Annotated in this window: 24 protein-coding genes and 1 tRNA gene; 12 read left to right on the top strand and 13 right to left on the bottom strand. The window is 64.1% G+C overall.

The genetic code is table 11. The features are described 5' to 3' along the window. The first annotated feature begins 1 nt into the window (after window position 1). Window positions 2-421 (top strand): CreA family protein, encoded by a 420-nt coding sequence (locus AC5QPF_RS27960; RefSeq protein ID WP_494964268.1) that lies wholly within the window; start codon window positions 2-4, stop codon window positions 419-421. 71 nt (window positions 422-492) lie between these two features. Here the strand turns inward: AC5QPF_RS27960 and mksF are convergent, their stop codons facing one another. The 3 genes from mksF to mksB are packed head-to-tail and all read right to left on the bottom strand — an operon-like array spanning window position 493 to window position 5,304. Then, window positions 493-3,324, bottom strand: a complete 2,832-nt coding sequence (gene mksF, locus AC5QPF_RS27955; protein WP_494960849.1) for an Mks condensin complex protein MksF — start codon at window positions 3,322-3,324, stop codon at window positions 493-495. Further along, entirely contained in the window at window positions 3,321-4,025 is a 705-nt protein-coding gene (gene mksE / locus AC5QPF_RS27950; RefSeq protein WP_075801493.1) for an Mks condensin complex protein MksE, read from the bottom strand. The genes mksF and mksE overlap by 4 nt, the downstream gene beginning before the upstream one ends. After that, window positions 4,015-5,304 (bottom strand): Mks condensin complex protein MksB, encoded by a 1,290-nt coding sequence (gene mksB / locus AC5QPF_RS27945; protein ID WP_494960848.1) that lies wholly within the window; start codon window positions 5,302-5,304, stop codon window positions 4,015-4,017. Before mksB ends, mksE begins: the two co-directional genes overlap by 11 nt. Window positions 5,305-5,481: 177 nt before the next feature. Between mksB and AC5QPF_RS27940 the strand changes: the two genes are divergently transcribed. The 3 genes from AC5QPF_RS27940 (at window position 5,482) to can (ending at window position 7,421) form a co-directional block, all read left to right on the top strand. Beyond that, window positions 5,482-6,273: an energy transducer TonB gene (locus AC5QPF_RS27940; protein ID WP_494960847.1), complete on the top strand. Its 792-nt coding sequence runs from the start codon at window positions 5,482-5,484 to the stop codon at window positions 6,271-6,273. Continuing rightward, the gene (gene rimI, locus AC5QPF_RS27935; protein WP_458979150.1) at window positions 6,266-6,718 is read left to right on the top strand and encodes a ribosomal protein S18-alanine N-acetyltransferase; all 453 of its coding nucleotides are present in this window, start codon (window positions 6,266-6,268) and stop codon (window positions 6,716-6,718) included. Before AC5QPF_RS27940 ends, rimI begins: the two co-directional genes overlap by 8 nt. 64 nt (window positions 6,719-6,782) lie before the next feature. Further along, window positions 6,783-7,421: a carbonate dehydratase gene (gene can / locus AC5QPF_RS27930; protein WP_494960846.1), complete on the top strand. Its 639-nt coding sequence runs from the start codon at window positions 6,783-6,785 to the stop codon at window positions 7,419-7,421. 102 nt (window positions 7,422-7,523) lie between these two features. On the opposite strand, the gene AC5QPF_RS27925 is transcribed toward can, so the two are convergent. Then, window positions 7,524-8,675, bottom strand: a complete 1,152-nt coding sequence (locus AC5QPF_RS27925; protein ID WP_494960845.1) for a hypothetical protein — start codon at window positions 8,673-8,675, stop codon at window positions 7,524-7,526. Window positions 8,676-8,757: 82 nt separating this feature from the next. Between AC5QPF_RS27925 and AC5QPF_RS27920 the strand changes: the two genes are divergently transcribed. Continuing rightward, window positions 8,758-9,327 (top strand): D-Ala-D-Ala carboxypeptidase family metallohydrolase, encoded by a 570-nt coding sequence (locus AC5QPF_RS27920; protein ID WP_494960844.1) that lies wholly within the window; start codon window positions 8,758-8,760, stop codon window positions 9,325-9,327. Here AC5QPF_RS27920 and AC5QPF_RS27915 read toward each other — a convergent pair. Further along, window positions 9,276-10,145, bottom strand: a complete 870-nt coding sequence (locus tag AC5QPF_RS27915) for a LysR substrate-binding domain-containing protein (protein ID WP_494960843.1) — start codon at window positions 10,143-10,145, stop codon at window positions 9,276-9,278. The genes AC5QPF_RS27920 and AC5QPF_RS27915 overlap by 52 nt on opposite strands. Before the next feature lie 131 nt (window positions 10,146-10,276). Here AC5QPF_RS27915 and AC5QPF_RS27910 point away from each other — a divergent pair, with 131 nt between their 5' ends. Next, complete coding sequence (locus AC5QPF_RS27910) at window positions 10,277-10,882, top strand: LysE family transporter (RefSeq protein ID WP_494960842.1); 606 nt, start codon at window positions 10,277-10,279, stop codon at window positions 10,880-10,882. A 69-nt stretch (window positions 10,883-10,951) separates the two neighbouring features. Here AC5QPF_RS27910 and AC5QPF_RS27905 read toward each other — a convergent pair whose 3' ends face one another. Next, window positions 10,952-12,469, bottom strand: coding sequence for a methylenetetrahydrofolate reductase C-terminal domain-containing protein (locus tag AC5QPF_RS27905; protein WP_494960841.1), 1,518 nt, complete (start codon window positions 12,467-12,469; stop codon window positions 10,952-10,954). Between the two features lie 197 nt (window positions 12,470-12,666). Continuing rightward, window positions 12,667-12,743, bottom strand: a tRNA-Met gene (locus tag AC5QPF_RS27900). 208 nt (window positions 12,744-12,951) lie between these two features. On the opposite strand from AC5QPF_RS27900, the gene AC5QPF_RS27895 reads away from it, so the two are divergent. Then, window positions 12,952-14,298, top strand: coding sequence for a diguanylate cyclase (locus tag AC5QPF_RS27895; protein WP_494960840.1), 1,347 nt, complete (start codon window positions 12,952-12,954; stop codon window positions 14,296-14,298). A gap of 68 nt (window positions 14,299-14,366) precedes the next feature. On the opposite strand, the gene AC5QPF_RS27890 is transcribed toward AC5QPF_RS27895, so the two are convergent. Beyond that, a complete protein-coding gene (locus AC5QPF_RS27890; protein WP_494960839.1) occupies window positions 14,367-14,867 on the bottom strand; it encodes a hypothetical protein in 501 nt (166 codons plus the stop codon). 112 nt (window positions 14,868-14,979) lie between these two features. Then, window positions 14,980-16,188 carry an NHL repeat-containing protein gene (locus AC5QPF_RS27885; protein WP_494960838.1) on the bottom strand — a complete coding sequence of 403 codons (1,209 nt, stop codon included), beginning with the start codon at window positions 16,186-16,188 and terminating at the stop codon, window positions 14,980-14,982. A gap of 200 nt (window positions 16,189-16,388) precedes the next feature. Here AC5QPF_RS27885 and AC5QPF_RS27880 point away from each other — a divergent pair, with 200 nt between their 5' ends. Together AC5QPF_RS27880 and AC5QPF_RS27875 are read left to right on the top strand one after the other, a co-directional pair. After that, window positions 16,389-16,532 (top strand): hypothetical protein, encoded by a 144-nt coding sequence (locus tag AC5QPF_RS27880; RefSeq protein WP_494960837.1) that lies wholly within the window; start codon window positions 16,389-16,391, stop codon window positions 16,530-16,532. Between the two features lie 101 nt (window positions 16,533-16,633). Then, the gene (locus tag AC5QPF_RS27875; RefSeq protein ID WP_494960836.1) at window positions 16,634-17,791 is read left to right on the top strand and encodes an MFS transporter; all 1,158 of its coding nucleotides are present in this window, start codon (window positions 16,634-16,636) and stop codon (window positions 17,789-17,791) included. A gap of 543 nt (window positions 17,792-18,334) precedes the next feature. Here AC5QPF_RS27875 and AC5QPF_RS27870 read toward each other — a convergent pair. From AC5QPF_RS27870 to AC5QPF_RS27860, 3 genes are all read right to left on the bottom strand, one after another. Then, window positions 18,335-18,469, bottom strand: coding sequence for a hypothetical protein (locus AC5QPF_RS27870; protein WP_494960835.1), 135 nt, complete (start codon window positions 18,467-18,469; stop codon window positions 18,335-18,337). A 508-nt stretch (window positions 18,470-18,977) separates the two neighbouring features. Next, the gene (locus AC5QPF_RS27865) at window positions 18,978-19,184 is read right to left on the bottom strand and encodes a hypothetical protein (protein ID WP_494960834.1); all 207 of its coding nucleotides are present in this window, start codon (window positions 19,182-19,184) and stop codon (window positions 18,978-18,980) included. A 548-nt stretch (window positions 19,185-19,732) separates the two neighbouring features. After that, window positions 19,733-20,032: an ArsR/SmtB family transcription factor gene (locus AC5QPF_RS27860; RefSeq protein ID WP_330073849.1), complete on the bottom strand. Its 300-nt coding sequence runs from the start codon at window positions 20,030-20,032 to the stop codon at window positions 19,733-19,735. A gap of 85 nt (window positions 20,033-20,117) precedes the next feature. On the opposite strand from AC5QPF_RS27860, the gene AC5QPF_RS27855 reads away from it, so the two are divergent. The 3 genes from AC5QPF_RS27855 to AC5QPF_RS27845 all read left to right on the top strand — a co-directional run bounded on the left by AC5QPF_RS27855 (window position 20,118) and on the right by AC5QPF_RS27845 (window position 24,241). Then, the gene (locus tag AC5QPF_RS27855) at window positions 20,118-21,209 is read left to right on the top strand and encodes an oxidoreductase (RefSeq protein WP_494960833.1); all 1,092 of its coding nucleotides are present in this window, start codon (window positions 20,118-20,120) and stop codon (window positions 21,207-21,209) included. A gap of 852 nt (window positions 21,210-22,061) precedes the next feature. After that, window positions 22,062-23,264: an MFS transporter gene (locus tag AC5QPF_RS27850; RefSeq protein WP_494960832.1), complete on the top strand. Its 1,203-nt coding sequence runs from the start codon at window positions 22,062-22,064 to the stop codon at window positions 23,262-23,264. 77 nt (window positions 23,265-23,341) lie between these two features. Beyond that, on the top strand, window positions 23,342-24,241 hold the full coding sequence (locus tag AC5QPF_RS27845) for a LysR substrate-binding domain-containing protein (RefSeq protein WP_494960831.1): 900 nt from the start codon (window positions 23,342-23,344) through the stop codon (window positions 24,239-24,241). 26 nt (window positions 24,242-24,267) lie between these two features. Here AC5QPF_RS27845 and AC5QPF_RS27840 read toward each other — a convergent pair whose 3' ends face one another. Continuing rightward, window positions 24,268-25,968, bottom strand: a complete 1,701-nt coding sequence (locus AC5QPF_RS27840; protein ID WP_494960830.1) for an AMP-binding protein — start codon at window positions 25,966-25,968, stop codon at window positions 24,268-24,270. Window positions 25,969-26,121: the final 153 nt, after the last annotated feature.

Raw genomic sequence — 26,121 nt, 5'->3', positions numbered from 1 at the left:
GATGCCAGTGCTGGCGTCGGCGGAAGTGGTGGGTGAGGTTTCCACTGTGTTCAAGTTCGTCGGGCCGAACGACAAGATCGTCGTCGAGGCGTTCGATGACCCGAAGGTCGAGGGCGTGACCTGCTACCTGTCGCGGGCCAAGACTGGTGGCGTGAAGGGTGGACTGGGGCTGGCCGAGGATCGGGCGGAGGCGTCGATTGCCTGCCGCCAGGTGGGGCCGATCACGTTCAAGGGTGACCTCAAGGACGGCGATGAAGTGTTCAAGGAGCGGACGTCGCTGGTGTTCAAGACCATGCAGGTGGTGCGCTTCTTCGACAAGAAGCGCAATACGCTGGTGTACCTGGTGTACAGCGACCGCGTGATCGAGGGCAGCCCGCAGAACGCGGTGACGGCGATTCCGATCCTGCCCTGGGCCAAGTAAATTTTCGGTGTTCTCTCGGGCCCTATCGCTGGCTTGCCAGCGATAGGGCCCGTAAGGGCCCCGCATCACTTTCAGGCTGAAACCTCTTCAGCCTCCCCCCGCACCACCGCCTTCTCCACATCCAGCCGGCTGATGTACTTCCAGTCCGCCTCGTCGATGTAGATCCCGTTCGGCCCGCTACCCCCTTCCAGGTCGATCGCCACCCGCGCCGACACCTGCGGCTTCACGCTCGCCAGGATCGGCACGAAGCCCAGTTGCAGGCTGGTTTCCAGCAGTGCCGCCTGGTTGCGTTCGTCGATGTCCGCCGCCTCGTCGAGGTAGTACGGCAGGCGCACGCGGCCGGCCAGGTCGCGGTCCATCAGGTGCAGCAACAGGTACATGTTGGTCAGCGCCTTGATGGTCATGGTGGTGCCGTTGGACGCCGCGCCATCGATGTCGGTGTGGATCACCGGCTGGCCATTGACCTTGGTGATCTCGAACGCCAGCTCGAACAGGTCCTTCAGGCCCAGCTGGTTGTGGTTGGCCGCTACCAGCCGCGCCAGGTATTCCTTGGCTTCCTCGTTCTTGTTGTCCTGCTCGGCGCTCTGGCTCAGGTCGAACACCGACAGGGTCTCGCCTTCCTCGTACTGGCCGGCGCTGTGGATGATCTGGTCGATGTGCTTGAGCGCTTCCTTGTTCGGCGCGAGGACGATGCGGAAACTCTCCAGGTTGGACACCTGGCGCCGGTTGATCTCGCGGTTGAACAGGGCCAGCTGGTGTTCCAGGCTGTCGTAGTCGCTGCGGATGTTGCGCAGGGTCCGGGCGATGTCGGTGACCGCCGCGCGCCGCGCCTTGCCCAGGGTCAGGGCTTCGTCGGTGCGGTGCGCATAGGCATTGATCAGCAACTGCAGACGGCGCTCCATGTCGTCTTCGCTGTCGAACTTGGCCACGCCCTTGAGGCGTACCTGGGCGTACAGCGCCTCGATCTGGTTGTCGACCCGCAGCAGGCCCTGCCAGCTGTCCTGGTAGTCGCTCAGCAGCGGCAGCAGGTTGTCCATGGAGTCGTCCACCGGCTCCATGAACGGCGTGCCGAACGGCAGGTCCGCCGGTAGCAACTGACGGCGGCGCAGGGCGTCATCGAGGGTACGCTGCTTGGCTTCCATATCAGCAATCTGCCGGCCCACCAGCTGCAGCTTGGCGGACAGTTGCTGGACGCGCTCGGTGAAGGCGTCGCTGGAGCGCTTCAGTTCGTCCTGGGCGGCTTCCAGTTGCGCCAGCTGTTCCAGCTTGTCGCCTTCCTCGGCGCTCAGGGTCTGGCTGCGGCGGAAGTCTTCCAGGGCTTTCTGGGCGTCCAGTACCTGCTGGTACAGCGCTTCGGTCTGGGTCTTGCTCGCGGCACGGTCGGCGGCCACGGACTGCTGGGTCTTGAGCTGCTTGAGCTCCTTCTCCAGGCGTTCCTTCTGGTCGCGCAACGCGGCGCGGTCGGCCAGGGCCTGGAGGGCCGGCGGCTCGATATGCGACAGGTCGACGGAGATGCCCGGCACTTCGAAGCGCTCGCCCTTGAAACCGTCCAGCAGGGCTTCGAGGGTCTTGATCCAGACATCGCTTTCGTCCAGCTCGATGCCGCGCTCGCCCAGCGGCAGGCTGAACAGCGCGCCGTTGAACAGGCGCATCAGGCGCTCGACGTCCTGCTGGGAGAATTCCTCGCGCAGGCGGGCGTAGCTGTTGTTGTCGGCGTGATCGAGTTGCTGCTTCACCGACTTCAGGCGTTTTTCCAGGTCGCGCAGGCGCTCTTCCAGGTCTTCGGCGCTGAACTGGCGGGACTGCGCCAGCGCACCGGCCAGTTCGTCGTGGGCGTCCTTGGCCGCCAGCAGTTGCTGCTCCAGGACCTTGACGTCATCCACCAGGGCAAAGCGGTTCTTCAGCACCGACAGCTCGCCGAGCCAGCGCTGGATGCCGCTGATCTCGCGTTCCAGGCGCATCAGTTCCTGGGTGCCGCTGCGCTGGTCGTTCTGCAGCGCGTCCTGCTCGCCCTTGTAGTGCTCGGACTGGATGACCAGTTCCTCTTTGCGTGCGCTGGAATAGTCCTGCCAGGTACCCAGCAGCGAGTCGAGCAGCGGCGACAGGCGGTGCAGCTTGCCGCGCAGGATGTCGCGTTGGGCCACGCCGTTGGCCAGGGCTTCCACCAGCGGGCCGGCGGCCACCAGCGAGTTGTAGTCCTGCTCCATGCGACGCACGTCGCGGAAGGCTTCGTCGCAGGCGGCGATGTAGTCAACGCTGCCGGAACGCAGGCTGTGCTCGAAGGCGTCGAGGAACAGCTGCTTGAGCTTGGCCGCGGTGATCTCGCGCATGTGCAGCAGGTTGATGAACAGGGCGCGGAAGGTCTTCAGGCTCTGCTCGCTGGTGGAGCGCAGCGGGATCAGGGTCAGGTCCAGCGGGATCGAGGTGTGGCCGCCGACCAGCAGGCGGCGCAGTTCGTCCGGCTTCAGTTCGTAGGCTTTCAGGCCGTTGCGTTCCAGGTTGGAGAACAGCTCCTTCTGGCGCAGGCAGGTGTCGTTCTTCTGGTAGTGGGCCAGGTCCAGCTCGCCGGCATAGGCGAAGAACTGGTGGCCGAAGCCGCCGCCCGGGCCGCGACCGACCACGCCGATGACGTGGGGGCCGTGGGGCAGGTTGACTTCGCAGAGGATGTAGCTGGTGTCGCTGGCGAAGTAGAAGCGCCGTGACTGCTCCAGGCTGTATTTGCCGAAGCTCATGTCCGACATGCGCGCCAGGATGGGGAACTGCAGGGCGTTGATCGAGGCACTCTTGCCCAGGTTGTTGGCGCCGTAGACCGACAGTGGGTGTTCCAGGGGGAACAGGCCGAGGCTGTAGCCGGCGGTGTTGAGCAGTGCGAAGCGGCGGATGCCGTAGCGTTCCTGGCTCATGCGTCAATCTCCTGTTGCTCTTCGGCGATGGCCCGGGCCAGGGCCTCTTCTTCGCTTTCTTCGGCGAACGGCGCCAGATCCAGCGGATCGTCGGTACGGTTCAGTTCTTCCGGGGTTTCCTCGACCACCAGCACCGGGGTCGGCAGCGGCAGGTTGCTGTGCAGGCTGGCGGCCAGGTCGCGGTCCTGCTGGACCGACAGGCAGACGTCGAGGAAGCGGTGCATCGGCGGCAGGAAGCGGTAGATGCCGTTCTCTTCATGGGCGAAGCCGAGCTGGGTCATGCGGCGCATGATCTTTTCTTCCAGCTCGTCCGGGGTCTGGACCTCGGCCTGGAGGAACAGGTCGCGGTACTTGTCGAGCATCGATGGCAGTTCGTCACGGCCGAGGCTGCCGCCGTCGAGTACCGACATCGGGTCGCGACCCTGGTCGGCCAGGTGCTCGACGAGGATGAAGGTGAACAAAGCCAGGCGCTGCGCGGTCTTGTTGACCTGGGCGGCGGCCTGCTCGGGGACGAAGTAGTAGAAGCCGCGGGTATCGCAGACCAGTTCGTAGCCCAGGGCCTTGAACAGGCCGCGGTACTGGTCCTGGAAGTTCGACAGCTGGGCGTACAGCTCCGGATCGCGCCGGCTGATGTGGAAGCCCTTGAACAGCTCGCGGAAGATCGGTGCGAGCTGGGACAGTTCGGAAAGATCAAGATGCATGGGTCGGGCTCGCAGCAGGTTCGGGCGAAGATTCGGGCGACGCTTCGCGGCTGGATGTCAGGGCGAAGGAGCGCAGGCTCACCAGGTGTTCGCGGGTGGTGTAGTCGCGGCGGTCGAGGCGTTCGCGTTTGAAGCGTTTTTCCCGCGACAGGCGCGAGAACCAGTACAGCAGCTCGTCGGTGGCGCCTTCCGGCTCCTGTTCCAGCAGCCACACCATCAGGTCCGGCAGCGGCAGGGCGTCCTCGCAGCGCTCGAGCATTTCCTTGACCGTGCGCGGCGCGCGGGTCGGTTCGCCCTTGTGGCTCTTGTGTGCCTTGGGGAAGCGTGCGGGTTTGGGTTCGAAACGGGCCAGGGCGTAGACGTAGGCCTCGACCTGGCTGGCGCTGCCGAGGAAGGTGCTCTGCGGCCGGGTGAACAGCGGCATGGCCGCCTGCGGCACGGCGTCGATGCCCTTGCGCCGGATCACCGAGAGGGCCAGGGCGGCACCGCGGGTCACGGCGTTGTGCCGGCGCGCTTCTTCACGCAGCGGCAGCAGCAGTTCGCGGGCATGGCGCAGGGTCAGCTGGGCGCTGGTCTGCATTTCAAGGATGCGCGCGTGGGTGCGCAGGAGCATGTCGTCGTCGACCAGCTGGCCGAGCCGCGCCTGTTCGCTGAGCAGGCGCAGCAGCACGGTCTCGACCTTGCGCACGCCCTGCTCGAAGGCGCCGTCGGCGTTGACCAGCTGGATCATCGGCTCGACGTACTCGTCCCAGGTCGCCAGGACCTCGGCGTAGCGCTGGCGCAGGGGGATCTGCCGGTCGCTGGTCTTGGCCCGCTCGGCCACGCCGACCAGCGCCTGCTCGTCGTTGTCGAGCTTCTTCAGCACGTCGCGCACGCGCATGTCGAGCAGGCGCAACTGGCGGGCCAGGTCGTGGCCGTCGCGAATGTCGAAGGCGTCCTGGATATGCCCGGCCAGGCGCTCAAGGTGGCGCAGGTAGGCCTCGATCTCCAGGCACAGGCCGAGGCGGTGCTCGCGGCGCAGGTAGGCGAGGAAATCGTGGATCTGCGCGTTCAGCTCGAAGCGGTTCGGGCTTTTTGCCACCGGGACCAGAATATCCAGGCGGATCCACACGTCGAGCAGGGCGGTGATGTCCTGTGGCGTGCTCTCCAGCTGCTGGGCGGCCAGTTGCTGGCGCAGTTCGCCCAGGCTCAGGGTGCCGCCGTCAAAACGCTCTGACAAAGGTTCCAGCAGGTTCCAGTGCTCGGCCAGGGCGCGCAGGACGCGTTTCGGTTCGATCATTGGCGGGTCGACTCGCTGCCAAATAAAACGCCGGATTGTACTGCATTGAACAGGAATGGTTTCACCCTTGATCGTTTGCAGCGGTTGTCCGGCGGATTTGTCGTGATCGGCAGCGGCGCGGCGCGCACAACGGCGTTAGAATGTCGCCCCGACTTATCCACAGATGGCCGAACGTCCTTGCTCACCGAGTCCCGCCGCCGCGCTTACCTGAATGCCATGCAAGTGGTGCACTGGCTGCCGCGTACCGAACTGCCGTTCGCCGCGCCGTCGCGCCCGGAATTGCTGCTGCCGGTCGAGCCGCTGCTGGACGAGCTACCCATGGCGCAGCCGGCCCAGGCTCAACCGGCGAGCGCCGCGCAGGTCGTGAACAAACCAGCGGAACGGCCGAAAATCGAGATTCCGCGACCGAATGCCGCGGCCAGGGTCGCCAGCAAACCGGTGGAAAGCGCGGAGGAAAAGCCTGCACCGGTCCGTGTCGTCGCGCCGCCACCGCCGCGCTTCGCCCTGCAACTGCTGCGCGCCGGCAGTTGCCTGTTGCTGGTGGAACTGGCCACCAGCCAGCCGTTCCAGAGCCGCGACCCGTCCTACCTGCTGCTCAAGGACATGCTGCGTGCCGCTGGCCTGCCGGACAGCCCGCAGATTCTCGGCGAACCGATCCGCTGGCCGCTGCTGGTGCGTGGCAGCCTGGACCAGGGGCCGGACGCCGCGCGGGACTTCGTCCACGGATTCACGCAGGTGCAACTGGAGCGCGAGCCCGCTGCCTGCCTGTGGCTGATCGGCCTGCCAGCCATCCGCCATGCCGGCGAGCGCGACGAAGACGCGTATTACCAGGAATTTCCCGTTCAGGGCCTGGGCATCGCCTGGGCGCTGCCCGGTCTTGAAGTGTTGATGGACGAGCCGCAGCGCAAGGCGGACGTCTGGAAAGCCATGCGCCAGCTGATGGCGCGCTGGAAGCCAAGCAATGAGTGACACCCTCAGTTTCCGCCGGATGACCGAGGCGGACCTGGATGCAGTACTGAAGATCGAATACGCCGCGTTCAGTCACCCCTGGACCCGCGGGATCTTCCTCGATGGCCTGAAGAGCTACGAGATCTGGCTGATGTTCGAAGGCGAGCAGCAGGTCGGCCATGGCGTGATCAATGTGATCATCGACGAAGCGCACCTGCTCAACATCACCGTCAAGCCGGAAAGCCAGGGCCGCGGTCTCGGCCTGGCACTGCTGGAGCAACTGATGAAGCGCGCCTACGAGATGAACGGTCGTGAGTGCTTCCTCGAAGTCCGCGCCAGCAACCAGTCGGCCTATCGCCTGTACGAGCGCTATGGTTTCAACGAAGTGGGCCGGCGTCGCGACTACTACCCGGCTCCGGGCGGGCGCGAGGATGCGCTGGTGATGGCCTGCACCCTGATCGAATAAGGGCGGCGTGACCTTCCCGGGTCGTCGCCTGTCACAACAAAGCATCATTTCATGAGGCTTGACCATGCACGACCTGCAGGAACTGATCGACAACAACGAACGCTGGGCCGACGCCATCACACAGCGCGACCCGGACTTCTTCGCCAAGCTGGCGCGACAGCAGACCCCTGAATTCCTCTGGATCGGCTGTTCCGACGCGCGGGTGCCGGCCAACGAGATCGTCGGCATGCTGCCGGGCGATCTGTTCGTTCACCGCAACGTCGCCAACGTGGTGCTGCACACCGACCTCAACTGCCTGTCGGTGATCCAGTACGCGGTGGATGTGCTCAAGGTCCGCCATATCCTGGTGACCGGGCACTATGGTTGCGGTGGGGTGCGGGCGTCGATGCAGGATCGCCAGTTCGGGCTGATCGATGGCTGGCTGCGCTCGATCCGTGACATCTACTACGAGCATCGCGTGGAGCTGTCGAAGCTGCCGACCGAGGAAGCGCAGGTTGACCGGCTGTGCGAGCTGAACGTGATCCAGCAGGTGGCCAACGTGGGGCATACCACCATCGTGCAGAACGCCTGGCATCGTGGCCAGGAGCTGTCGGTGCATGGTTGCATCTACGGGATCAAGGACGGGCGGTGGAAGAGCCTGGACGTAACCATCAGCGGGCTGGCGCAGTTGCCGCCGCAGTATCGGTTGCGCCCGCAGGAGTAAAGCAACGCGGACCCTGTGGGAGCGGGTTCACCCGCGATTGCGATAGTGAATTCACCGACGCAATCGCGGGTGAACCCGCTCCCACATTGATAGGTGTTCGTTTCAGATCCCTTCGATCGGCTTCTGCAGTTCCCTCAAACTCCGCGTCACCGTCCCGGTATTGCACTTGGCACTGGCCTGCTCCGGTGTCAGGTTGCGAATGGTCCGGTAGAACAGCTCACAGGTCTGCTTCTTCGCCGTCACCTGCCACTTCTGCATACAGGCATTCAGCGTCAACTGCGGATCCGCCTCCGGATTACTCCCCACCCCCGCCTGCCAGCACGCTGCACTCAGGTCCTGGCCCATCATTTTCAGGCCCGCCGCATCGGCCTTTTCCATATCACCGCCATAGTTGGACGGGTCTGCCGTGTACCAGATCGCACTTGGATGATTGGAGCCCAGCACCGGCACCTTCTGCCCGGCGTTCGGGCTGATGGTTCCGAGACCCAGCACCTTCAGGTCCACGCCGTACTGCTGCTTGATCCAGCTGCGTACCGGCGCACCGAACGCCACCATTGGCAGCGACGCACCATTCGAGGCCACCGTGACTTCCTTGACCATGCGTACCTGGTAGTCCTGGAAATAGCCATAGGTGCCTTCCAGGGTCGAGCCCGCGCTGGCCGGCGCGGCGATCGGAGCGATATCGACGATGGTCTGGTAGGCCGGGGTCTGCTCGGCCGGGATGCCGTTGAAGGTCAGCAGGCTGGCCCAGCGGTCGGTGGTGTTGGAGCGCAGGTAGTCCTGGGCCTGGGTCAGCGAGTAATCCGGCGGGAAGTGCAGCAGCTCGATGCTGCGGCGGTTCTCCAGGGCCATGCCCAGCGGCAGGAACAGGTACCAGTCGTAGGACCACTTGCCGTCGCTGTTGAGCTTCTGCGCACCGTTGTAGGCCAGTTCGCCGGTGTCGAGCAGGGCGTTCAGGGGTTTGTGGTACTCGCTGGGGACGTTGCTGATATCGGCATAGTACTTGTCGTTGTCGCGATGCACCGTCACCTTCGCGGCCGGGTAGCCATCGCGTTGTACGCTCTGGTTCAGGTAATGCTCGACGGTCTGCTCCAGCGTCCAGTTGCGAAAGCAGATCACGCTGCAGTTGTTAGGGTAGGCGAACAGGCGGGTCACCCGGGCCTGGTCGCCCAGTTCGACCCGGGCATCGGCCAGTGTCTGGCTGGCCAATCCGAACGCAACCAGGCTCAAGGCAATCGGTGCAATCTTGTGCATGCTTAACTCCTTGTCAGATGGCTCCCGGCGGAGGGAGGCACGCCATACTGGAGGACGCGCGGTGGTCGTGGGAAGAGGGCGGATGAATGGAGTGCTGCTGGCGTTGGTGGCGTTGCTGCTCGGTGGCGCTGCGCGCGCCGACGAACGGGATCTGTGGATGTTCGCCCAGTGGACCGGCGAGCATGACACCCGCGCCTTGCGCGAGATGCTGGTGGACGCGCGACTGTATGGCGTGGTCCCGCTGTACCAGTTGCTGCGCTCGGCCAGTGACTGGCGCCAGTGCCGGGCCGAGCCGTTCGCGGTGGCGCCGGTGTCCCACTGGGCGGATGTGCGCAGTACGTTGCGCCTGCTCGACCTGCTGCGCGACGAACGCATCCTCGGTCCTTTCGAAGTAGTCTCCGCCTACCGCGCCCCGGCGCTCAATCGCTGTGCCGGCGGTGCGCCGGGCAGTGCCCACATGCGCGCCTTCGCGGTCGATCTGTTGCTGGAGAAAAGTGCCGACACGCAGTCGCTCTGTAGTTTCTGGCAGCGCTACGGCCAAGCCTGGAACATGGGACTGGGACGCTATCCGTCAGGGCGGATACATATCGATACCGCGGGCTACCGCACCTGGGGCGACGCCTGTTCCATGACCCAGGCGGTGAAGCGCTGACACTTCTCCGACTCCGCCAGTACCTGCGGGCACAACAGTACGTACGCCGAACCATCGCGGACGAAACCATGGGGCGCCAGCAACTGCCCGCTGGCCAGTTCGTCAGCCACCATCAGGCGCGAGGCCATGGCCACGCCAAGTCCCGCGACTGCCGCCTGGATGCACAGGTAGAAGTGCTCGTAGTCGGCCCGCTCGGTGCCGCGCTCGGTTTTTCGGTTCAGGCGTAGCCACGTCGCCCAGGCAGCGGGGCGAGTGGCGCTGTGCAGCAGGCGCTGGCCGGCGAAACCTTTGGCAGGCAGGTCCAAGCGTGGGCTGACCACCGGCCCGACCCATTCGTCGCAGATCTTCTGCACGTGCAGCCCGTCCTCCCACTGGAAATCGTCGCGCCGCAGGGCCAGGTCGACCCCGCTGCGCACGAAATCCACCGGCCCGCCAGCGGCCATCAGGTGCACCTGGATGCCGGGGTGGCGGGCATGAAAATCCGCCAGTCGCGGGATCAACCACTTCATGGCCAGGGTCGGCTCGCAGGAGAGCACCAGCACGTTTTCCCGGGTCTGCTGCTGCAGCCGCGACACCGTGCCTTCCAACTGCTCGAAGATCGACTGGGTGGTGCCCAGCAAGGTGCGACCGGCGGCCGTGAGGAAGATCGCCCGGTTGCGCCGCTCGAACAGTTCCACCCCTAGCGAGGCTTCCAGCAGCCGCACCTGGCGGCTCACCGCGCCATGGGTGACATGCAGCAGTTCGGCGGCACGGACGAAACTCTCGGTGCGCGCGGCGACATCGAAATAACGGAAAGCGGTGAGGGCGGGCAGTTTCATATCTGTGAGGAAAACTAGCGGATTTGCTGCACTATAAATCGCTTTTCCCCGCTGGGTCAGGCTTTCGATAATGGCGGCCTTCATATCGATCGGCGCCATTTGCTAGCGCATTGCAAAAAGGAAAACCCTCAGTGAACGAACTTATCGCCGTTGCCCTGTTCACCGTGCTGGCAGTCATCAGCCCTGGACCGGACTTCGCCATGGTCACCCGTGCCAGCTACGCCTACGGCCGGCGCAGCGGCCTGCTCGCTGCCCTGGGCATCGCCTGCGGGGTGCAGGTGCACGTGCTGTACACCGTGCTCGGCGTGTCGGTGCTGGTGCAGCATTCGCCGACGCTGTTCCTGGTGATGAAGGTGCTCGGCGCCGGCTACCTGATCTACCTCGGCTACAGCTCGCTGACCAACACCTCCCGCCTGTCGCTGGACGGTGATGGCAGCGCCAGGAAGGGCACCTTCCTCTCCGGCTTCCTGACCAATGCCCTGAACCCCAAGACCCTGCTGTTCGTTGTCAGCGCCTACACCCAGGTGGTCGGGCCGGACAGCTCGCTGGCCCAGCAATTCGGCTATGGCCTGTTCATGTCCGTGGCGCATTGGGTGTGGTTCAGCATCGTCGCACTGTGTTTTTCCAGCGCGCCCCTGCGCCGGGTGATGATCGATCGCCAGCGCCTGGTGGACCGGGTGATCGGCCTGGCCTTGCTCGGGCTGGGGATGACGGTGCTGTTCGCCAGTGTGCGTTGAGCGGATTGCAACAGTCTGTGTCGGATTCATAAGAGAGCTGGGGATCTCCCACAGGATCCCGGCATCGAGTCACACTTCTTCGGTCCGACACGCAACCTTGTGGGAGCGGGCGTTGCCCGCGATGGACCGCGCAGCGCTCCCCGGGGGGCTCTCGGTATCGAGGGGCGAGAACCACTGCGGCCACGAACTGCGATGCCGCCCACCCACTTCCACGCAGGGAATCAACCGCTCCGTCAGCACTGCCGTTTGCCCCACGGATTTCGCGGTGCGGTACTTGAAGCTGTGGATGCATTCGCGGTCGCCGAACTCGCAGCGGTTCAGCTGCGTTCCGCCGCAGGGCCCGTTCGCCAGGCCCTTGGGGCAGGTCTCGGGACAGACGTACAGGGTGTCCTCCAGCCGGCAGCTGCCGCAGGTGTCGCAGCCCACCAGCGGTCGCTTCGCCCCGCGTTCCAGGCGGTGCAGCCAGCGTGCGCCGCTTGGGGTCGACCACAATGGCTGCTGCACCGCCCAGCCAAAAGCCCGGCTCATCAAGGTAGTGCGATTGAACAACAGCGAGTGCAATGTCGACAGCAGGTGGTAGCGCAGCTTCTCCCGTGCGCTGGCCTGCACCTGCGATTCACCCGCTTTCCAGTCCGACGCGGGCGGATGGAAGGTCACCGCAGGCACCTGCGGCATACGCCAGCTCTCGGCCCAGGCGACTGCCCATTCTTCCTCGCTGCGGATCTTCCCCTCCCACTCCTCCAGCGCCTGCTCCAACGCCAGCAACGATTGCAGCTCATGCACCCCTGACAGGTTGATCCCGGCATAGCCCATCTGCCGCAGGCCGATCACCTGCAAGGCCAGGCGGCTGACACTGCGCGCCTGGGCAAACGCTTTCGACACCGCTTCCTCCGCCGCCACCAATGCGCGCATCGACGGCGACACGGTGACCCCGGCCACATGCTCGAGCATCTTCGCCCGGCCATGGGTCAGGCCCATGATGCACGCCAGCATCGGCCGTGGCGTTGGCTGGCGCTGCATCCAGTCCATGGCTTCGCGGTACTTGGCCATGTCGAAGCCGAGCTGGAGGATGAGGAAGTCGGCACCGGCGGCGAGTTTTTTCTGCGCCTTGAAGTACTGCGCGCCGCCTTCTTCCTCGCGGTACTTGAAGGGGTTGAGCGCGGCACCCAGCAGCCATTCCGGCCGTGCCTGGCGGACGATGCCGAGGGCGGCCACCGATTCCAGGTAGCGAACGGGCCGCTCGCCTGGAACATGGCCGTGCAGGCGGTCGCCGGTGAGTAGCAGGAGCTGGTCGAGGCCGAGACTGTCCATGCGTTCCAGTTGTGCCAGCAGGTCCTGGCGTTCGCGCTCCTTGCCGGAAAAGTGCGGAATCACCGGGACCGGACGGGAGAGGGCGGTGAAGGTATCGAGTGGCGACAGGTCAAGGTTGCTGCCGACCCGATCGGCGATGCCGGCGAGCATCGGCCAGCCGCACAACTGCCCGCGCTGCATCAGCGTCTCGAACGCGGCCATCCGTTGCGGCTTGGGCACGAACTCCATGACGCAAACGAACTGGTGTTCGCGTAGGGCCTGTTTCAACACATTCATGTAGGGCGCCATCGGCTCAGCTCATCGACCTGCCGATTCTGCGGCAGGGCTGCGCACGGCCCATGTCCGAAAACGCAGGGAAATGTTTTGAACGAGACATCGAGCAGTGCTGCATCAAATTCCAGGCACAAAAAAGCCCGCGCGAGGCGGGCTTTTTCGTTTGCCTTGAAGCCGAACAACAACTTCAGGGCGGGGTATGGTGGCTACACAGGGACTTGAACCCCGGACCCCAGCATTATGAATGCTATGCTCTAACCAACTGAGCTATGTAGCCAAGTGGCGCGCATTATTCGCTCGAAACGGATTACTGTCAACACTCTTTTTCAAAAAATTTTACGCGCTTTCAACCGCTTAGCCGAAACCGCTTTCTTGAATCCGCCCATCATGACAGATCCGCCACCCAACGCCGGATTTGCCCGCAAGGGCCCCGATCCATTAACGTTGCGCTTTGCCCCTGTGGTTGTTCGCCGAAGTCGCCTTCCATGCCCAACACCTCCGACCCCGAGCCGCTCCCCGAAGGACAGGAAGTTCTTCGCCTGCGGGAAATCATCGCGCACAACTCCGACTGGCTCTGGGAGGTCGACAGCCAGGGACGCTATACCTTCTGTTCCGAGCACAGCCGGCAGATGCTCGGCTATGCGCCGAGCGAGGTGCTGGGCAAGACGCCCTTCGACTTCATGCCCGCGGAAGAAGCGGCGCGGGTCGGCGCGATCTTCGCCGGCATCGTCGCCGAGCAACGGCCGTTCGCCGGGCTTATCAACCGCAATGTCCGTTCTGACGGGCGTCTGGTCGTCCTTGAAACGAGTGGCGTGCCGCTGTTCGACGCCAAAGGTGAACTTACCGGCTACCGTGGCATCGATCGCGACGTGACGCCGGCCATTGGTCCGCTGGACCGCCGCGAAGTACAGCTCGAAGCGCTGTACGCCGCTGCTTCGGTCGCACTGGGCCTGGTGGACCGGCAGGGCGTGCTGGTCAACGTCAACCATGCCCTTGGCCAACTGCTTGGCGGCGATGCCACGGAACTGGTGGGACAGTCGCTGACGGCGCGGATGCCGGTGGCGCAACTCGATCTGGATCACTGTCTTGCCGAACTGGAACAGGGTTGCCCCCTGGCCGACCGCGAACTGGACTGGCGCGAGCGCACCTACCTGCTGCAAATCGGCGCGGTACGCGATCTGGACCAGCAGGTCCTCGGCATGACCCTGGCCTTCAGCGACATTACCGAACAATGCCTGATGCGCCAGGCACTGGCCGACAGCAATGCGCAGCTGGCAGAGGCCAATGCACGCTTGCAGGCTCTGGCCAGCGAGGACTTCCTCACCGGCTTGCCCAACCGCCGGCGCTTCGACGAAGCCCTGCTGCAAGAGAAGGCCCGCGCCCGTCGGGAAGGTCGGCCGCTGTCGTTGCTGATGGTGGATGTGGACTACTTCAAGGTGTTCAACGACCACTACGGCCACCAGTCCGGCGACGAGTGCCTGCGGCGTATCGCCATGCTCCTGAGCCAGTCCCTGCAACGTCCGGGTGATCAGGTCTGCCGCTACGGTGGCGAGGAGTTTGCGGTGATCCTGCCCGACACCGATGCCCACGGAGCGCGCAGCGTCGCCCGCTATCTCTGCCACCAGGTCTTCGACGCCCACCTGACCCACGCCGCCAGTCCACTGGGGCGGGTGACCCTGAGCATCGGCAGCGCCAGCTATGATCCTGACCAGCCCGATGCCAGCGTGGCCGTGGGCGAGCTTTTGCGGGTGGCGGACCTGGGCCTTTACCAGGCCAAGCAGGGGGGGCGTAATCGCTTGGTCCAGGCATCGGGATCGACGCCGGTGTCTTGAGGGAGAAGGCTCATGCCGAGTCATCCAGAGCACCACAGGTCTGCAGTCGGGCAAAAGTCTCGCAGGGTCTACACCTGGCAGGATGGCCAACGTAGCCAGGTCCACTCATCCAGCGCGCCATTGCCGGCGTTCGCCGCGCTGGCGATGGGCAACGGCGAGACGATGAGAAAGGCATCGATGCCCAGGCGCGGACACGCCTCCCCGCTCGGCAGTACGCGCAGCAGGTAGACACCTTCCCGCCCGGTGACCCGGTCCCTCAGGCGGCCTTGCACCACGACCCGGCCATGGGCCTCCAGACGCAGCGACAGCGTGGTCACGCTGCGCGCCAGATCGCTGGCGATACGTTGCACGCCATACAGGCCGAAGCCATGATCGAGCCAGCCACTTTTCAGGTGCCGTGCCAGAACGAACTCTTTGCTTTCCAGATCGATGCTGGCGGTCAGGATCGTTTCGTCCTCCAGCAGTATTGACTGTTCCAGATCCATGCCGGGAGAGAAGGACAGATAGTCCGTGGTCGTGAATGCGGGATCGAGCGGGGCTGGGGCTTGATTGTTGTTTTCGGTCGCCATTGCCGGGTCTCCAGGAGGCAGAGAACAAGGAAAAACGGAGCCTTGTTTTTAAGCCCGGCCGGCGGAGCCGTCTACTGACAGAAATATCAGGTCGCCAGGATCCGGGCGTTGGTCAGCCGAAGTAGCGGGCCAGGATGTTGTAACGTCCGCGCGACGACAGCGCGCTGATACCGGAGGCGAGGATCTTGCCGTCGTTCTGGACGTCCAGGTTGTTGCAGCTGTCCAGTCCGCCAAAGTCGGTCATCACCTGACCGTTGTTGCCGAAGCTGACGTCCAGGTTGCCGTTGCTGAGGAAGCGCATCAGCACGAAGTTGTGGGTTTCGGCAGTACCGATGGCTTCACCGCCGGTCACCAGCATGTTGTCGGCTTGCAAGGCGACGGCCATGTTCTGCGTTTCATGGCCCTGGTACACCATGATCTTGGGTTCACCGCCGTTGAAGCTCATGTCCATGCCTCCGTCGGGATCAAGGCGGGTGATCAGGCTATGGACGCCCAGGCCGACATCCGCGCTGCCGACCGCCACGATCTTGCCGTCCGGTTGCCGTAGCACGGCGCTGCACCAGACCGAGCCGTTGTCGATCGTCAGAGAGGCCTCGCCGTTTTCACCGAAGCGAGTATCAGGCTTGCCGTTGGCCTGGTATTGCCGGAAGACGAGCCGCGAAAAATTGGTGGCGGAACTCCCTACCAGAATGCCCCCAGAGGGCAGGATCGAAAGTCCGGCGGTCTCGTCCTCATCGACCCTGACCAGGCCGGAGCCGTTCGGGCCGAAGCTTGGGTCGAGGTGGCCGTTGTCCAGGCGTGCGAGGTAATTTCGTCGGGTCAAGGTGCTGTAGTTGCTCGACACGAGGCTCACCACCACCTTGCCGTCATCCAGCAGTCCAGATGCCGTGATGACCGTCGAGGGTTCCTCCAGGGCGATCATGCAGTACCCGGAAACACCGAAGCCGCTGTCCAGTTCGCCGCTGGGCAGGATACGCATGACAACGGCAGGCCCCTGATAGGGGTTGCCGACTGCACAGGTCACCAAGACTGAATCGTCCGGCATTGGCCGCAGTTTTACCGCCCCGATTTCGCCAGGCCACGGCAGCGTGATGCGAACGAGGCCCTGGTCACCGAACGAGCTATCGATTTCACCTGTTTCCAGGTGGCGGACCAGGATGAGCAGGGTGCCGTACATCTCGCTGCCGCCCGTCAGTATCGTTCCATTGCTGAGCCTCTTCGACTGGACGATGCGCAGCTCCACCGGGAAAGGGGCTAGACCGTCGTTGCCGAAGCCTGGATCGAGGTCGCCGGAGGCCTTGGGGAATTTGGTTGATTTCATGGTCGAACTCCTAGGCCTCTCCCCTGCTACGGGGAGGGCATTCAGGTTGGAAGAGAAATCCAGTTCTACTCCCGGAGTCATCTTCCCTCTACTGACAGAAATGCCAGGTAGCTGCGCCGCGCGATCCCGGCACGATTGACGCAGACGACGTGCTTAGCCTAGAGTGCCGGCCCTCTCTACGATCCTTGCTGTAGCCGAACATGAACGCCGTTGTCCGTCCTTTCACTGCCAGCCTGCCCGTCTTCCGGGCGGTTCGTCGTGCCTGGCCGCAGGACACTGTGCTCAAGCGCCGGCGCAGCGTGCTGTTCGCCTTCACCTTCTCGCCACACCCGTTCGCTCTCTGATCCCTACGGGCCTCTGGTGGCTCGTGCGTCTTCATTCGTCATCGAGCATGAACCGGCTCGCGCATGGCTTTCATCCCGGCGCGGCGGTTGTGGAGTGAGTTGTGAACAAGCGTTTTCTCTGTGGTCTGTTGTTCGTCGTATCCATCATCGGTTTCAGCCTGGGCGCGACCCTTCCACTGGTGTCCCTGCGCCTGCTGGATGCCGGGGCGAGCAGTCTGCGCATTGGCATCCTCTCGGCCATGCCGGCCGCGGGCATGATGCTCTCGGCGTTCCTCGTCGATGCCTGTTGCCGGCACCTGACCCGGCGGGTCATCTACCTGCTCAGCTTCAGCATCTGCGCCCTCAGCGTCGGACTGATCGAGTGGGCGTTCTCCTCGATCTACCTGCTGGCGGGCCTGCGTCTGGCGCTGGGGATCGGCATGGGCGTGGCGATCATCCTCGGCGAATCGTGGGTCAATGAACTGAGCGAGGAGCACAACCGCGGCAAGGTCATGGCCCTGTACGCCACGGCCTTCACCGGCTGCCAGATGCTTGGCCCGGCCATGCTTTCGCTGCTCGGCGCACAGGGGCCGTGGCTGATCGTGATGGTCTCGGCGGGCTATGCGCTGGCGCTGGCCTGCATCCTCTGGAGCGTGCCCAACGACCATGTCGAGCATGGCGAGGACGGTGAAAAAAGCTTCTCGCTGGCCGGCTTCTTCCGTGTCGCCCCGGCGTTGTGCATGGGCGTGCTGTTCTTCTCTTTCTTCGATGCGGTGGTGCTCTCGCTGCTGCCGGTATACGCCACCCATCACGCCTACGCGGTGGGCGTGGCGGCGCTGATGGTGACGGTGATCCTCACCGGTGACATGCTTTTCCAGTTGCCCATCGGCTGGCTCGCCGACCGCTGCGAACGCACCACCCTGCACCTGGTCTGCGGCGTGGTGGCGATGCTGATCGGTCTGGCCCTGCCGTGGCTGATCTCGGTGCAGTGGCTGCTGTGGCCGGCGCTGGTGTTGTTGGGGGCGGTGGCGGGCGGGGTGTACACCCTGGCGCTGGTGCTGATCGGGCAACAGTTCAAGGGCCAGGACCTGGTGACGGCGAATGCCAGCGTCGGGCTGCTATGGGGAGTGGGCAGCCTGATCGGACCGCTGGTCAGTGGTGCCGCGATGGATGTGGCGCCGCACGGGCTGCCGATGGCGCTGGCGGTGATGGCGGCCTTGTTCGTGTGTTTCGCGCAGTCGGCGAGCCGGCGGGCGTATCGGGTCTCGGCGACGGAGTGAAGCCGCTGTGTGATGAGCACAGCGGCTTTGCTGGCGGGCATTTTCGAGGATGCTGGTACGCCGTGATTCTCTCGTTGCACCTCAAGCGCGTAAGTGGGCTGGTTAGTCTTTGAGAGCCTTTTCGATGTCCTTGATGGCTGCTTCGACCTTTGCTTCGTCCCCGGTGCACGAGGACCCAAGGGGCGTAAAAAGGCCCGAATCTGCTGGGGTCGAGGGCTTGGGAGGTGTGATAACGCTGAACGCTGTCGAGCTCGATTCGGGCCACTCGTTTCTCACTGGCCAGGCATGCTTGGCCCTGATCTTTTTTCCGCTTCGTCGCGATCGGCGGCGCTGATGGTGTCCTTGACGGTGTGCGCGCGTTAGTGGATGCGCGGCCCGGTGGTTCCTGGTGGCCAGGCTTTCATGGTGACGCTTCGCGTCCGGCTGTCTGCTGGCAGAAATATCAGGTATCCGAGAGTCGGCTGTTTCAGGGGGAGCCTGGTGAAGAGTTTGTCCGGTAGTACGCCAACGCCGATTCTCTGAAGTCGGCGTTGGCGTCGGTTGTTATTGAATCGGTACGCCTTCCGTCGTGCCGGTCATCGCGACCGTCAACATGGCCTTGCAGATTTTCAGGTCGAGAAGGACATCGCTGAGCAGGGGCTGATTGCCCGAAAGCGCTTGCTCGGGCAGCAGCTTCAACCCGCAGATGGCGCCCCTGAGGTACTCCTCGGCATACCTCAGCGCTTCGGCAGGGGGCAGGTCGGGACGGGTGCAGAGGATTGGGGGGGATCGGGGACGATTTTTTTCATGGTGCAACTCCCAATGACGCTGAACTGGCAGGAGTCTCCACCAGTCGCTGCTATACGATGGGTGGCGGCTGTACGTGGGTAGCAGACCGAACATTGGGACTCGGCGCACCCGAAGGTGCCCACACGCACAGCCGCCATAAAGATTGCTGGCGATAATCCCAACGCGGACTGCTAATCCGAGGTCGTTGATTTGGCAACGACCGGCGAAGACTAGGTGCCGTTTCCCTGGGACGCAACCGTCAGGCGGGGTCGGGGAGTATGCTTGGGAAATTGCCTACAAGAAAGTCGGAGATAGGTGAATTTTCGTGGCGGAATGCGACAGTTTCTTGGCTTGGTAACACCGCGATGAATAGACGGATTGCCGGCTATTCATCGCGGTGTTTCTCAAGGGGTTCGGTCTATTCGCCCTTTGGGAACATGGGCCGACCGAGTCCTAGCTCGGCAAACATGTCTTCATCGAACACGATTCTTACGGGGTAGTTGTATCTGGCCCTGATGAGCTTTTCCGCCTCCTTCCTGTCGGCCGCATTCACGACATCCGACTTGGTCGACTTGGTGTTGTGGCTGCCGTCAGATGCATAGGCTACGTAACCGAACTCTGCCATTTTGAACTCCTTGCATTTGCCTGAGTGGACGAATAGGTCAGCGCCGATTAGCCATCACTCGCGCAATGACCCCGGCACCAGTCTGCGCGTCTCGGGCGAGATGTCTAGCTGGCAGAAATGACAGGTACCGAGTAAGGGATGGGCAACGGTGGCACGACCGCTGACTTGCACCTGACGCATGATGTCCCAGCCGGGATGCAAGAGCGGGTCGAAGCGCTCGAGCCGCACGGGATAGTCGTAGAGGGCTCTGGCCTGCTTTTGCGCGTCTTCCTCTCGGTCGGCGATCAGCAGGACCTTTTCCGTTTTGTGGCGCTTTTTTCGGCATGAACGATGTAGATGAACTGGGGCATCTTGAACGCCTTGCACGGGCCTGGGGGGCGGGCTGACTGATGCGGATGATCTGCCCAATGCGCAAGAGGTCAGGTGTTCAGTGTGAGCGCTTCAGGTGGAGTGTCTACCGGCATAAATATCAGGTATCCCGGGTCAGTGGGATGGCCTTGCAGGCTAGCCGTGACGAAGAGGTGCCGCAGCACCTCTCAAGACGAATTTCACACGTGCTGCAGAATCGCCCCGATCAACCCCGGGAAGCGCCCGTCCAGCGCCTCGGTCCGCAGCGAATTCATGTGCGTGGTCCCCACCGCACGGGTCTGCACCAGCCCGGCATCGCGCAATACACGGAAGTGATGGGACATGCTCGACTTCGGTCGCCCCCCGTCCAGCTCGCCACAACTGGCCTCGGCCACACTGGCAAGGCAGCGGACGATTTCCATGCGCACAGGATCGCTCAGCGCATAAAGCACGCGTTCGAGGACGAAGTCTTGAGGTTCGGGGTGTTTATAGGCACGCATGGGCCGAATGATACCGGAGGCTTCTCTAAATGCCAAAGTTCGAATACTATCGAACAATCGTATCTCTACTGTAGGACGTTTCCCTATGACTGCACTGTTCCAGCCCTTTACCCTGAAAGACGTCACCCTGCGCAATCGCATCGCCATTCCGCCGATGTGCCAGTACATGGCCGAAGACGGCATCGTCAACGACTGGCACCAGGTGCATTACGCCGGCATGGCCCGTGGCGGTGCTGGCCTGGTGGTAGTCGAGGCCACCGCGGTCGCACCTGAAGGCCGCATCACGCCGAACTGCACCGGCATCTGGAGCGACGCCCATGCCCAGGCCTTCGTACCGGTGGTCAAGGCGATCAAGGCGGCGGGTTCGGTACCGGGCATCCAGATCGCCCACGCCGGGCGCAAGGCCAGCGCCAACCGTCCGTGGGACGGCGACGACCATATCCCGGAAAGCGATCCGCGCGGCTGGCAGACCCTCGCGCCGTCGGCGATTCCTTTCGGTCACCACCTGCCGAAAACCCCGCGTGAAATGACTCTCGACGACATCGCCCGGGTCCGTCAGGACTTCGTCGATGCCGCGCGTCGTGCCCGTGACGCCGGCTTCGAGTGGATCGAGCTGCATTTCGCCCACGGCTACCTGGGCCAGAGCTTCTTCTCCGAGCACAGCAACCAGCGCACCGACGCCTACGGCGGCAGCTTCGACAACCGCAGCCGCTTCCTCCTGGAAACCCTCGCCGCCGTGCGTGAAGTGTGGCCGGAGCATCTGCCGCTGACTGCGCGTTTTGGCGTGATCGAGTACGACGGCCGCGACGAGCAGACCCTCGCCGAATCCATCGAGCTGGCCCGTCGTTTCAAGGCCGGTGGCCTGGACCTGCTGAGCGTCAGTGTCGGTTTCACCATCGCTGAAACCAACATTCCGTGGGGCCCGGCGTTCCTGGGTGAAGTGTCGCGTCGTGTGCGTGATGAAGCCGGTATTCCGGTGACCTCGGCCTGGGGCTTCGGTACGCCGCAACTGGCGGAAGAAGCGGTCAGCTCGCGGCAGCTGGATATCGTTTCGGTAGGGCGTGCGCATCTGGCCGATCCGCATTGGGCGTATTTCGCGGCCAAGGAGCTGGGGGTGGACAAGGCTTCCTGGACGTTGCCGGCGCCTTATGCGCACTGGCTGGAACGTTATCGTTGAGTTTGAGATAGCCGGGGCCGCTTTGCGAGCAAGGGCTTCCACAAGAAGGGCCTCCACAGGTTGTGGGGGCTTTTTTGTGGTTCATCACGGAATACCGGGAAGCTTTGGGTTTAGTGGCGGTATCGGTATCGCGAGCTTATCCATTGCGGGCGGTGACGCCACCAGCCCCTTCCGCCTCTACGGCGGGTCCATTTTGTCTTGGCAAAATAGACGAAAACCGCTTGCTCCTGCATCCGGCCCTGCGCTGCGGGTCCCCTCCCTCCGGCGCCTGACGTCGCGAGTTACGGGTGGAAACAAGATCGGCATCGGTAGCCCAACATAACAAGACGCCGCGCTCTTGCTTTTGCTCTTAGTGCGCGAAGGTTCAGACGCCGCAAGTTGCGACCTCAGCCGGCCGAGTGGAGGTGTCTTGCGGGGGCAGGTGCGCAGCACCTTTCGGCGAAGCCGAAGCGCGAGGTGAAGACTTGCGAAGCAAGTCGTAGGCCGCGGGCCCACGCAAGGCGCCGGAAGGAGGGGACCCGGAGCGAAGCGCAGGGCCGGCTGTGGGAGCGGGCGGTTTTCGTCCATTTTGCCGCAACAAAATGGACCCGCCGTAGAGGCGGAAGGGGCCGGTGGCGTCACCGCCTGCAATGGATAAGCTCGCGACACCGACACCGAACATTCAACCCCCAAGTTTCCCAATATACCGTGATGAACCTTTTTTGTGGGAGCGAGCTTGCTCGCAAATGGCTGCACAGCAGCCCCGGCTTTGCGAATCACGCACCGCTGTTTTGCCTTGCGAGCGGATTCCCCGCGATCGCACGGCCCCCTAGTCTGGCGCTATTCCGTTCAGCCCATTCGATGAGGTTCGCCATGTCTCCTGGTTCTCCCGCTGCTATCGACTCCCGCGCAGCGCATGCGACTCCGGTTTTATCCACATCCCTGGTGTTCTTCCTCGCCCTTTGCTGTGGCGCGGTGGTCGCCAACCTGTATTACGCCCAGCCGATCGTCGAGCTGATCGCGCCGAGCATCGGCCTGTCCAGCCACAGCGCCAGCCTGATCGTCTCGCTGACCCAGTTCGGCTACGCGCTGGGCCTGCTGTTCCTGGTACCACTGGCCGACCTGTTGGAGAACCGCCGCCTGCTGGTGGGCTTCACCCTGGCGGCGGCGGTGTGCATGGCGGCTGCGGCCTTGAGCACGACGCCTTCGCTGTTCCTGGTCAGCTCGCTGCTGATCGGCCTGACCTCGGTGGCGGTGCAGATCCTCGTGCCGCTGGCCGCGCACATGGCGCCGGAGGCCAGCCGTGGCCGGGTGGTCGGCAATATCATGAGCGGTTTGCTGTTGGGCATCCTGCTGTCACGCCCGCTGTCCAGCACGCTCGCCGAAGTCTTTGGCTGGCGCGGCGTGTTCTTTGGCGCTGCCGGTCTGATGACTGTGATGGCGGTGGTGATGGGCCTGCTCCTGCCGCACCGGCTGCCCGCGCATCGCGCCAGCTACCCGGCGCTGATCGCCTCGGTGTTCGCCTTGGCGCGGCGCTATCCGCTGTTGCGTGAACGCTCGCTGTACCAAGGCCTGCTGTTCGCCAGTTTCAGCAGTTTCTGGACCATCGCCCCGATCGAGCTGGTGCGCCATTACGGCTTCAGCCAGGGCGAGGTGGCGATCTTCGCGCTGGTGGGCGCGGTGGGGGCGGTCGCCGCACCGATCGCCGGGCGTCTGGCCGATGCCGGGCATGCTGTACGCAGTACTGCGGCGGCGTTGGTGCTGGCACCGTTGGCACTGATCGCCGGCTCGCTACAGGGTGCCGGCTGGTTGTGGATGGTGGTCACCGCGGTGGCCCTGGACTTCGCCGTGCAACTGAACATGGTGCTTGGACAGCGCGAGGTCTACGCCCTTGACCCGCATAGCCGGGCGCGCCTCAATGCGGTGTATATGACCAGCATCTTCGTTGGTGGCGCCCTCGGCTCGCTGATCGCAAGCCCACTGTACGAGCAGGCGGGCTGGGAAATGTTCGCCTGCCTGTCGGCCTTGCCGCCGGCCGCGGCCCTGGCCCTGTTCGTCTTCCGTCCGCGCGGCTGAGCACGGCGATGCAAGCGCGCGGCGCCGCTTTCGTTCACACTCACCGGCCAGGAATTCAAGCTGCCGAGGGCCGGGCTGTGGATAAGTTACAGGCGTTGAGCATGTTCGTTGAAACCGTGCGTTGCGGTGGTTACTCCGCCGCCGCGCGCAAGCTCGGTGTGGCGACGTCGTCGGTGACCCGCCAGGTCGCGGCGCTGGAGGCCGAGCTGGGCACGACCCTGCTCAACCGCACCACCCGCCACAGCAGCCCGACGGTGGTGGGCCAGGACTACTACGACAAGGCCATAGCCATCCTCGATGCCCTGGCCGAGGCCGATGGCGCGGTGTTCGACCGCGGCCTCGAAGCGAAGGGGCGGCTTCGGGTCTGCGTGCCGGTGGAGTTCGGCCGCCGAGTGATCGCACCCCATCTGGGGCGATTGCTGGCACAGCATCCCGAGCTGGATATCAGTCTTCACCTCAGTGACCAGATGACCGACCTGGCCAAGGAGCGCATCGACCTGTGCGTGCGTCTCGGCTCGACCCTGGCCAGCGACGACATCATCAGCAAGCCCATCGGTCGCTTCCAGCGCTGGGTGGTAGCGAGTCCGGGGTACCTCGCGCACGGTGCGATCCCGCTGCATCCGCTGGAGTTGCTGGAGCATCAATGCCTGGTGTTCGACTATGGACCGTCGTTGCAGAACTGGGTATTTCGCGAAGGTGGCGACAGCATCCCGGTGAATGTCCATGGGCGGCTGTACAGCAACAATGCCGATGTCTTGCGTGAGGCCGCGCTGGCCGATGGCGGGCTGGCGCTGCTGGCCGACTGGCTGGTGGCCGAGGATGTGCGCCAGGGGCGGCTGGTGCGGGTGCTGGAGGGGTTCGAGGCGAATCCCGGCAGTGCCAGCTGTGGGATCAACGTGCTGTACCTGCCGGGGCACCGGGAGTCGAGCCGGATCCGGGCGTTCGTGGCGTTTCTCGAAGAAATCCTTGGGGAGTGACTGGGCCGCGATAGCGGCCCCAAAGCTCACTTGCCGATTTGAATGAAATCCTCCTCGAAGTACTCCCATTCCCCACGCCCGTCCCCCTGCCGCCGCACCACCTCCATCTGCCGCAATTCCACCCGCCTTATCTTCCCGGAGATGGTCTTGGGCAACTCCACCACGAACTCGATACGCCGCACCCGCTTGTACGGCGCGAGGTTGTCGCGGGCGAAGGCGAGGATCTCGCGGGCCAGTTCGGCGTTGCCCCGCTGGTCGTGGGCGAGGATCAGAAACGCCTTGGGTACTGCCAGGCGCACGGGGTCGGGACTGGGCACCACCGCCACCTCCATCACCGCCGGATGCTCGATCAGCGCGCTTTCCAGCTCGAACGGGCTGATGCGGTAGTCCGAGGCCTTGAATACGTCGTCAGCGCGCCCGACGAAGGTGATGTAGCCATCGTCATCGATCTGCGCGGTGTCGCCGGTGCGGTAGTAGCCGTCGCGCATCACCTCGGTGGTTTTCTCCGGGCTGTCCTCGTAGCGCAGCATCAGGCCCAGCGGGTGTGGCTCCAGCGGTAGAGCGACTTCGCCTTCGTCGGCGGGCTGGCCGTCGGGGTCGAGCAGGGTCACCTGGTAGCCGGGCAGGGGACGGCCCATGGACCCGGGCTTGAGCGGCTGGCCGGGGGTGTTGCCAACCAGCGCGGTGGTTTCCGACTGGCCGAAGCCGTCGCGCAGGTCGAGGCCCCAGGCGTGCTGGATCTGTTCGATGATCTCCGGGTTCAGCGGCTCGCCGGCACCCACCAGTTCGCGTAGGCGCAGGCGATCACGATAGCTCGCCAGGTCTTCCTGGATCAGCATGCGCCACACGGTGGGCGGCGCGCACAGGCTGGTCACGCCATACTGCTCCAGCACCCGCAGCAAGGCGGCGGCGCTGAAGCGCGAGGTGTTGTGGATAAAAATGCAGGCGCCGGCGTTCCACGGCGCGAAGAAGCAGCTCCAGGCGTGCTTGGCCCAGCCTGGCGAGGAAATGTTCAGGTGCAGGTCGCCGGGTTGCAGGCCGATCCAGTACATGGTCGACAGGTGCCCGACCGGGTAGCTCTGGTGGCTATGCAGGACCATCTTCGGCTTGGACGTGGTGCCGGAGGTGAAGTAGAGCAGCATCGGGTCGCTGGCGCGCGTCGCACCGTCGACGTTGAATATGCTGGAGTGTTCACGAGCGGCTTCGTGATCGATCCAGTCCTCTACCGGCGGGCCGACGCTGATGCGCGTGCAGCCCTCGGCCAGGCCGGCGAACTTGTCCACATGTCCGCTGCCCACCACCAGATGGCGCACCTGGCCACGCTCCAGGCGATCACGCAGGTCGTCGGCGGTGAGCAGGGCGGTGGCGGGGATCACCACCGCGCCGAGCTTGAACGCGGCGAGCATGGTTTCCCACAGGGCGATATGGTTGCCGAGCATCAGCAGCACCCTGTCGCCGCGCTTCACGCCGAGGTCGCGCAGGTGGTTGGCAACGCGGTTGGAGCGCTGCGCCAGGTCTTCGAAGCTGTAGCGGCGCTCGCTGCCGTCTTCCTCGACTATCCACAGGGCCGTGGCTGCGTTGTCGCGGGCCATGTCGTCGAAATAGTCCAGCGCCCAGTTGAATTCGTCCAGCTGTGGCCAGCGGAAATCACGGGCGGCGATGGCGTAGTCGGTGCGGTGCTCAAGCAGGAAGTCGCGTGCAGCGAGGAAGGCATGACGTTCGTTCATGGCAGGCGGCCCTTGATTGTTGTTATGGGGGCGATGCGGGTCTGGCCGAGTATAGGCAGGGCGGTGGTAGGGGAGTACGGGCAGAAAAGCCGGAGGGATGTGCAAAAAAACCGGAGTGGTGCTGGTCTGTCTGAAGCGTTGGCTCCAGACGCT

It is taken from the genome of Pseudomonas sp. Con_6, assembly GCF_059379395.1.
The sequence above is the reverse complement of the archived record's forward strand: the minus strand, read 5'-3'. Positions and strand labels throughout refer to the sequence as shown.

What these genes read in the sequence shown, in the direction of transcription:
- AC5QPF_RS27925 (WP_494960845.1), bottom strand. Translation starts at nt 8,675, where the DNA reads ATGCACAAGATTGCACCGATTGCCTTGAGCCTGGTTGCGTTCGGATTG.
- mksF (WP_494960849.1), bottom strand. Translation starts at nt 3,324, where the DNA reads ATGAGCCAGGAACGCTACGGCATCCGCCGCTTCGCACTGCTCAACACC.
- rimI (WP_458979150.1), top strand. Translation starts at nt 6,266, where the DNA reads ATGAGTGACACCCTCAGTTTCCGCCGGATGACCGAGGCGGACCTGGAT.
- AC5QPF_RS27905 (WP_494960841.1), bottom strand. Translation starts at nt 12,469, where the DNA reads ATGAATGTGTTGAAACAGGCCCTACGCGAACACCAGTTCGTTTGCGTC.
- AC5QPF_RS27890 (WP_494960839.1), bottom strand. Translation starts at nt 14,867, where the DNA reads ATGGCGACCGAAAACAACAATCAAGCCCCAGCCCCGCTCGATCCCGCA.
- AC5QPF_RS27880 (WP_494960837.1), top strand. Translation starts at nt 16,389, where the DNA reads ATGAACGCCGTTGTCCGTCCTTTCACTGCCAGCCTGCCCGTCTTCCGG.
- AC5QPF_RS27855 (WP_494960833.1), top strand. Translation starts at nt 20,118, where the DNA reads ATGACTGCACTGTTCCAGCCCTTTACCCTGAAAGACGTCACCCTGCGC.
- AC5QPF_RS27960 (WP_494964268.1), top strand. Translation starts at nt 2, where the DNA reads ATGCCAGTGCTGGCGTCGGCGGAAGTGGTGGGTGAGGTTTCCACTGTG.
- AC5QPF_RS27895 (WP_494960840.1), top strand. Translation starts at nt 12,952, where the DNA reads ATGCCCAACACCTCCGACCCCGAGCCGCTCCCCGAAGGACAGGAAGTT.
- AC5QPF_RS27920 (WP_494960844.1), top strand. Translation starts at nt 8,758, where the DNA reads ATGAATGGAGTGCTGCTGGCGTTGGTGGCGTTGCTGCTCGGTGGCGCT.
- AC5QPF_RS27860 (WP_330073849.1), bottom strand. Translation starts at nt 20,032, where the DNA reads ATGCGTGCCTATAAACACCCCGAACCTCAAGACTTCGTCCTCGAACGC.
- AC5QPF_RS27865 (WP_494960834.1), bottom strand. Translation starts at nt 19,184, where the DNA reads ATGGCAGAGTTCGGTTACGTAGCCTATGCATCTGACGGCAGCCACAAC.
- mksE (WP_075801493.1), bottom strand. Translation starts at nt 4,025, where the DNA reads ATGCATCTTGATCTTTCCGAACTGTCCCAGCTCGCACCGATCTTCCGC.
- AC5QPF_RS27885 (WP_494960838.1), bottom strand. Translation starts at nt 16,188, where the DNA reads ATGAAATCAACCAAATTCCCCAAGGCCTCCGGCGACCTCGATCCAGGC.
- AC5QPF_RS27850 (WP_494960832.1), top strand. Translation starts at nt 22,062, where the DNA reads ATGTCTCCTGGTTCTCCCGCTGCTATCGACTCCCGCGCAGCGCATGCG.
- AC5QPF_RS27840 (WP_494960830.1), bottom strand. Translation starts at nt 25,968, where the DNA reads ATGAACGAACGTCATGCCTTCCTCGCTGCACGCGACTTCCTGCTTGAG.
- can (WP_494960846.1), top strand. Translation starts at nt 6,783, where the DNA reads ATGCACGACCTGCAGGAACTGATCGACAACAACGAACGCTGGGCCGAC.
- mksB (WP_494960848.1), bottom strand. Translation starts at nt 5,304, where the DNA reads ATGATCGAACCGAAACGCGTCCTGCGCGCCCTGGCCGAGCACTGGAAC.
- AC5QPF_RS27915 (WP_494960843.1), bottom strand. Translation starts at nt 10,145, where the DNA reads ATGAAACTGCCCGCCCTCACCGCTTTCCGTTATTTCGATGTCGCCGCG.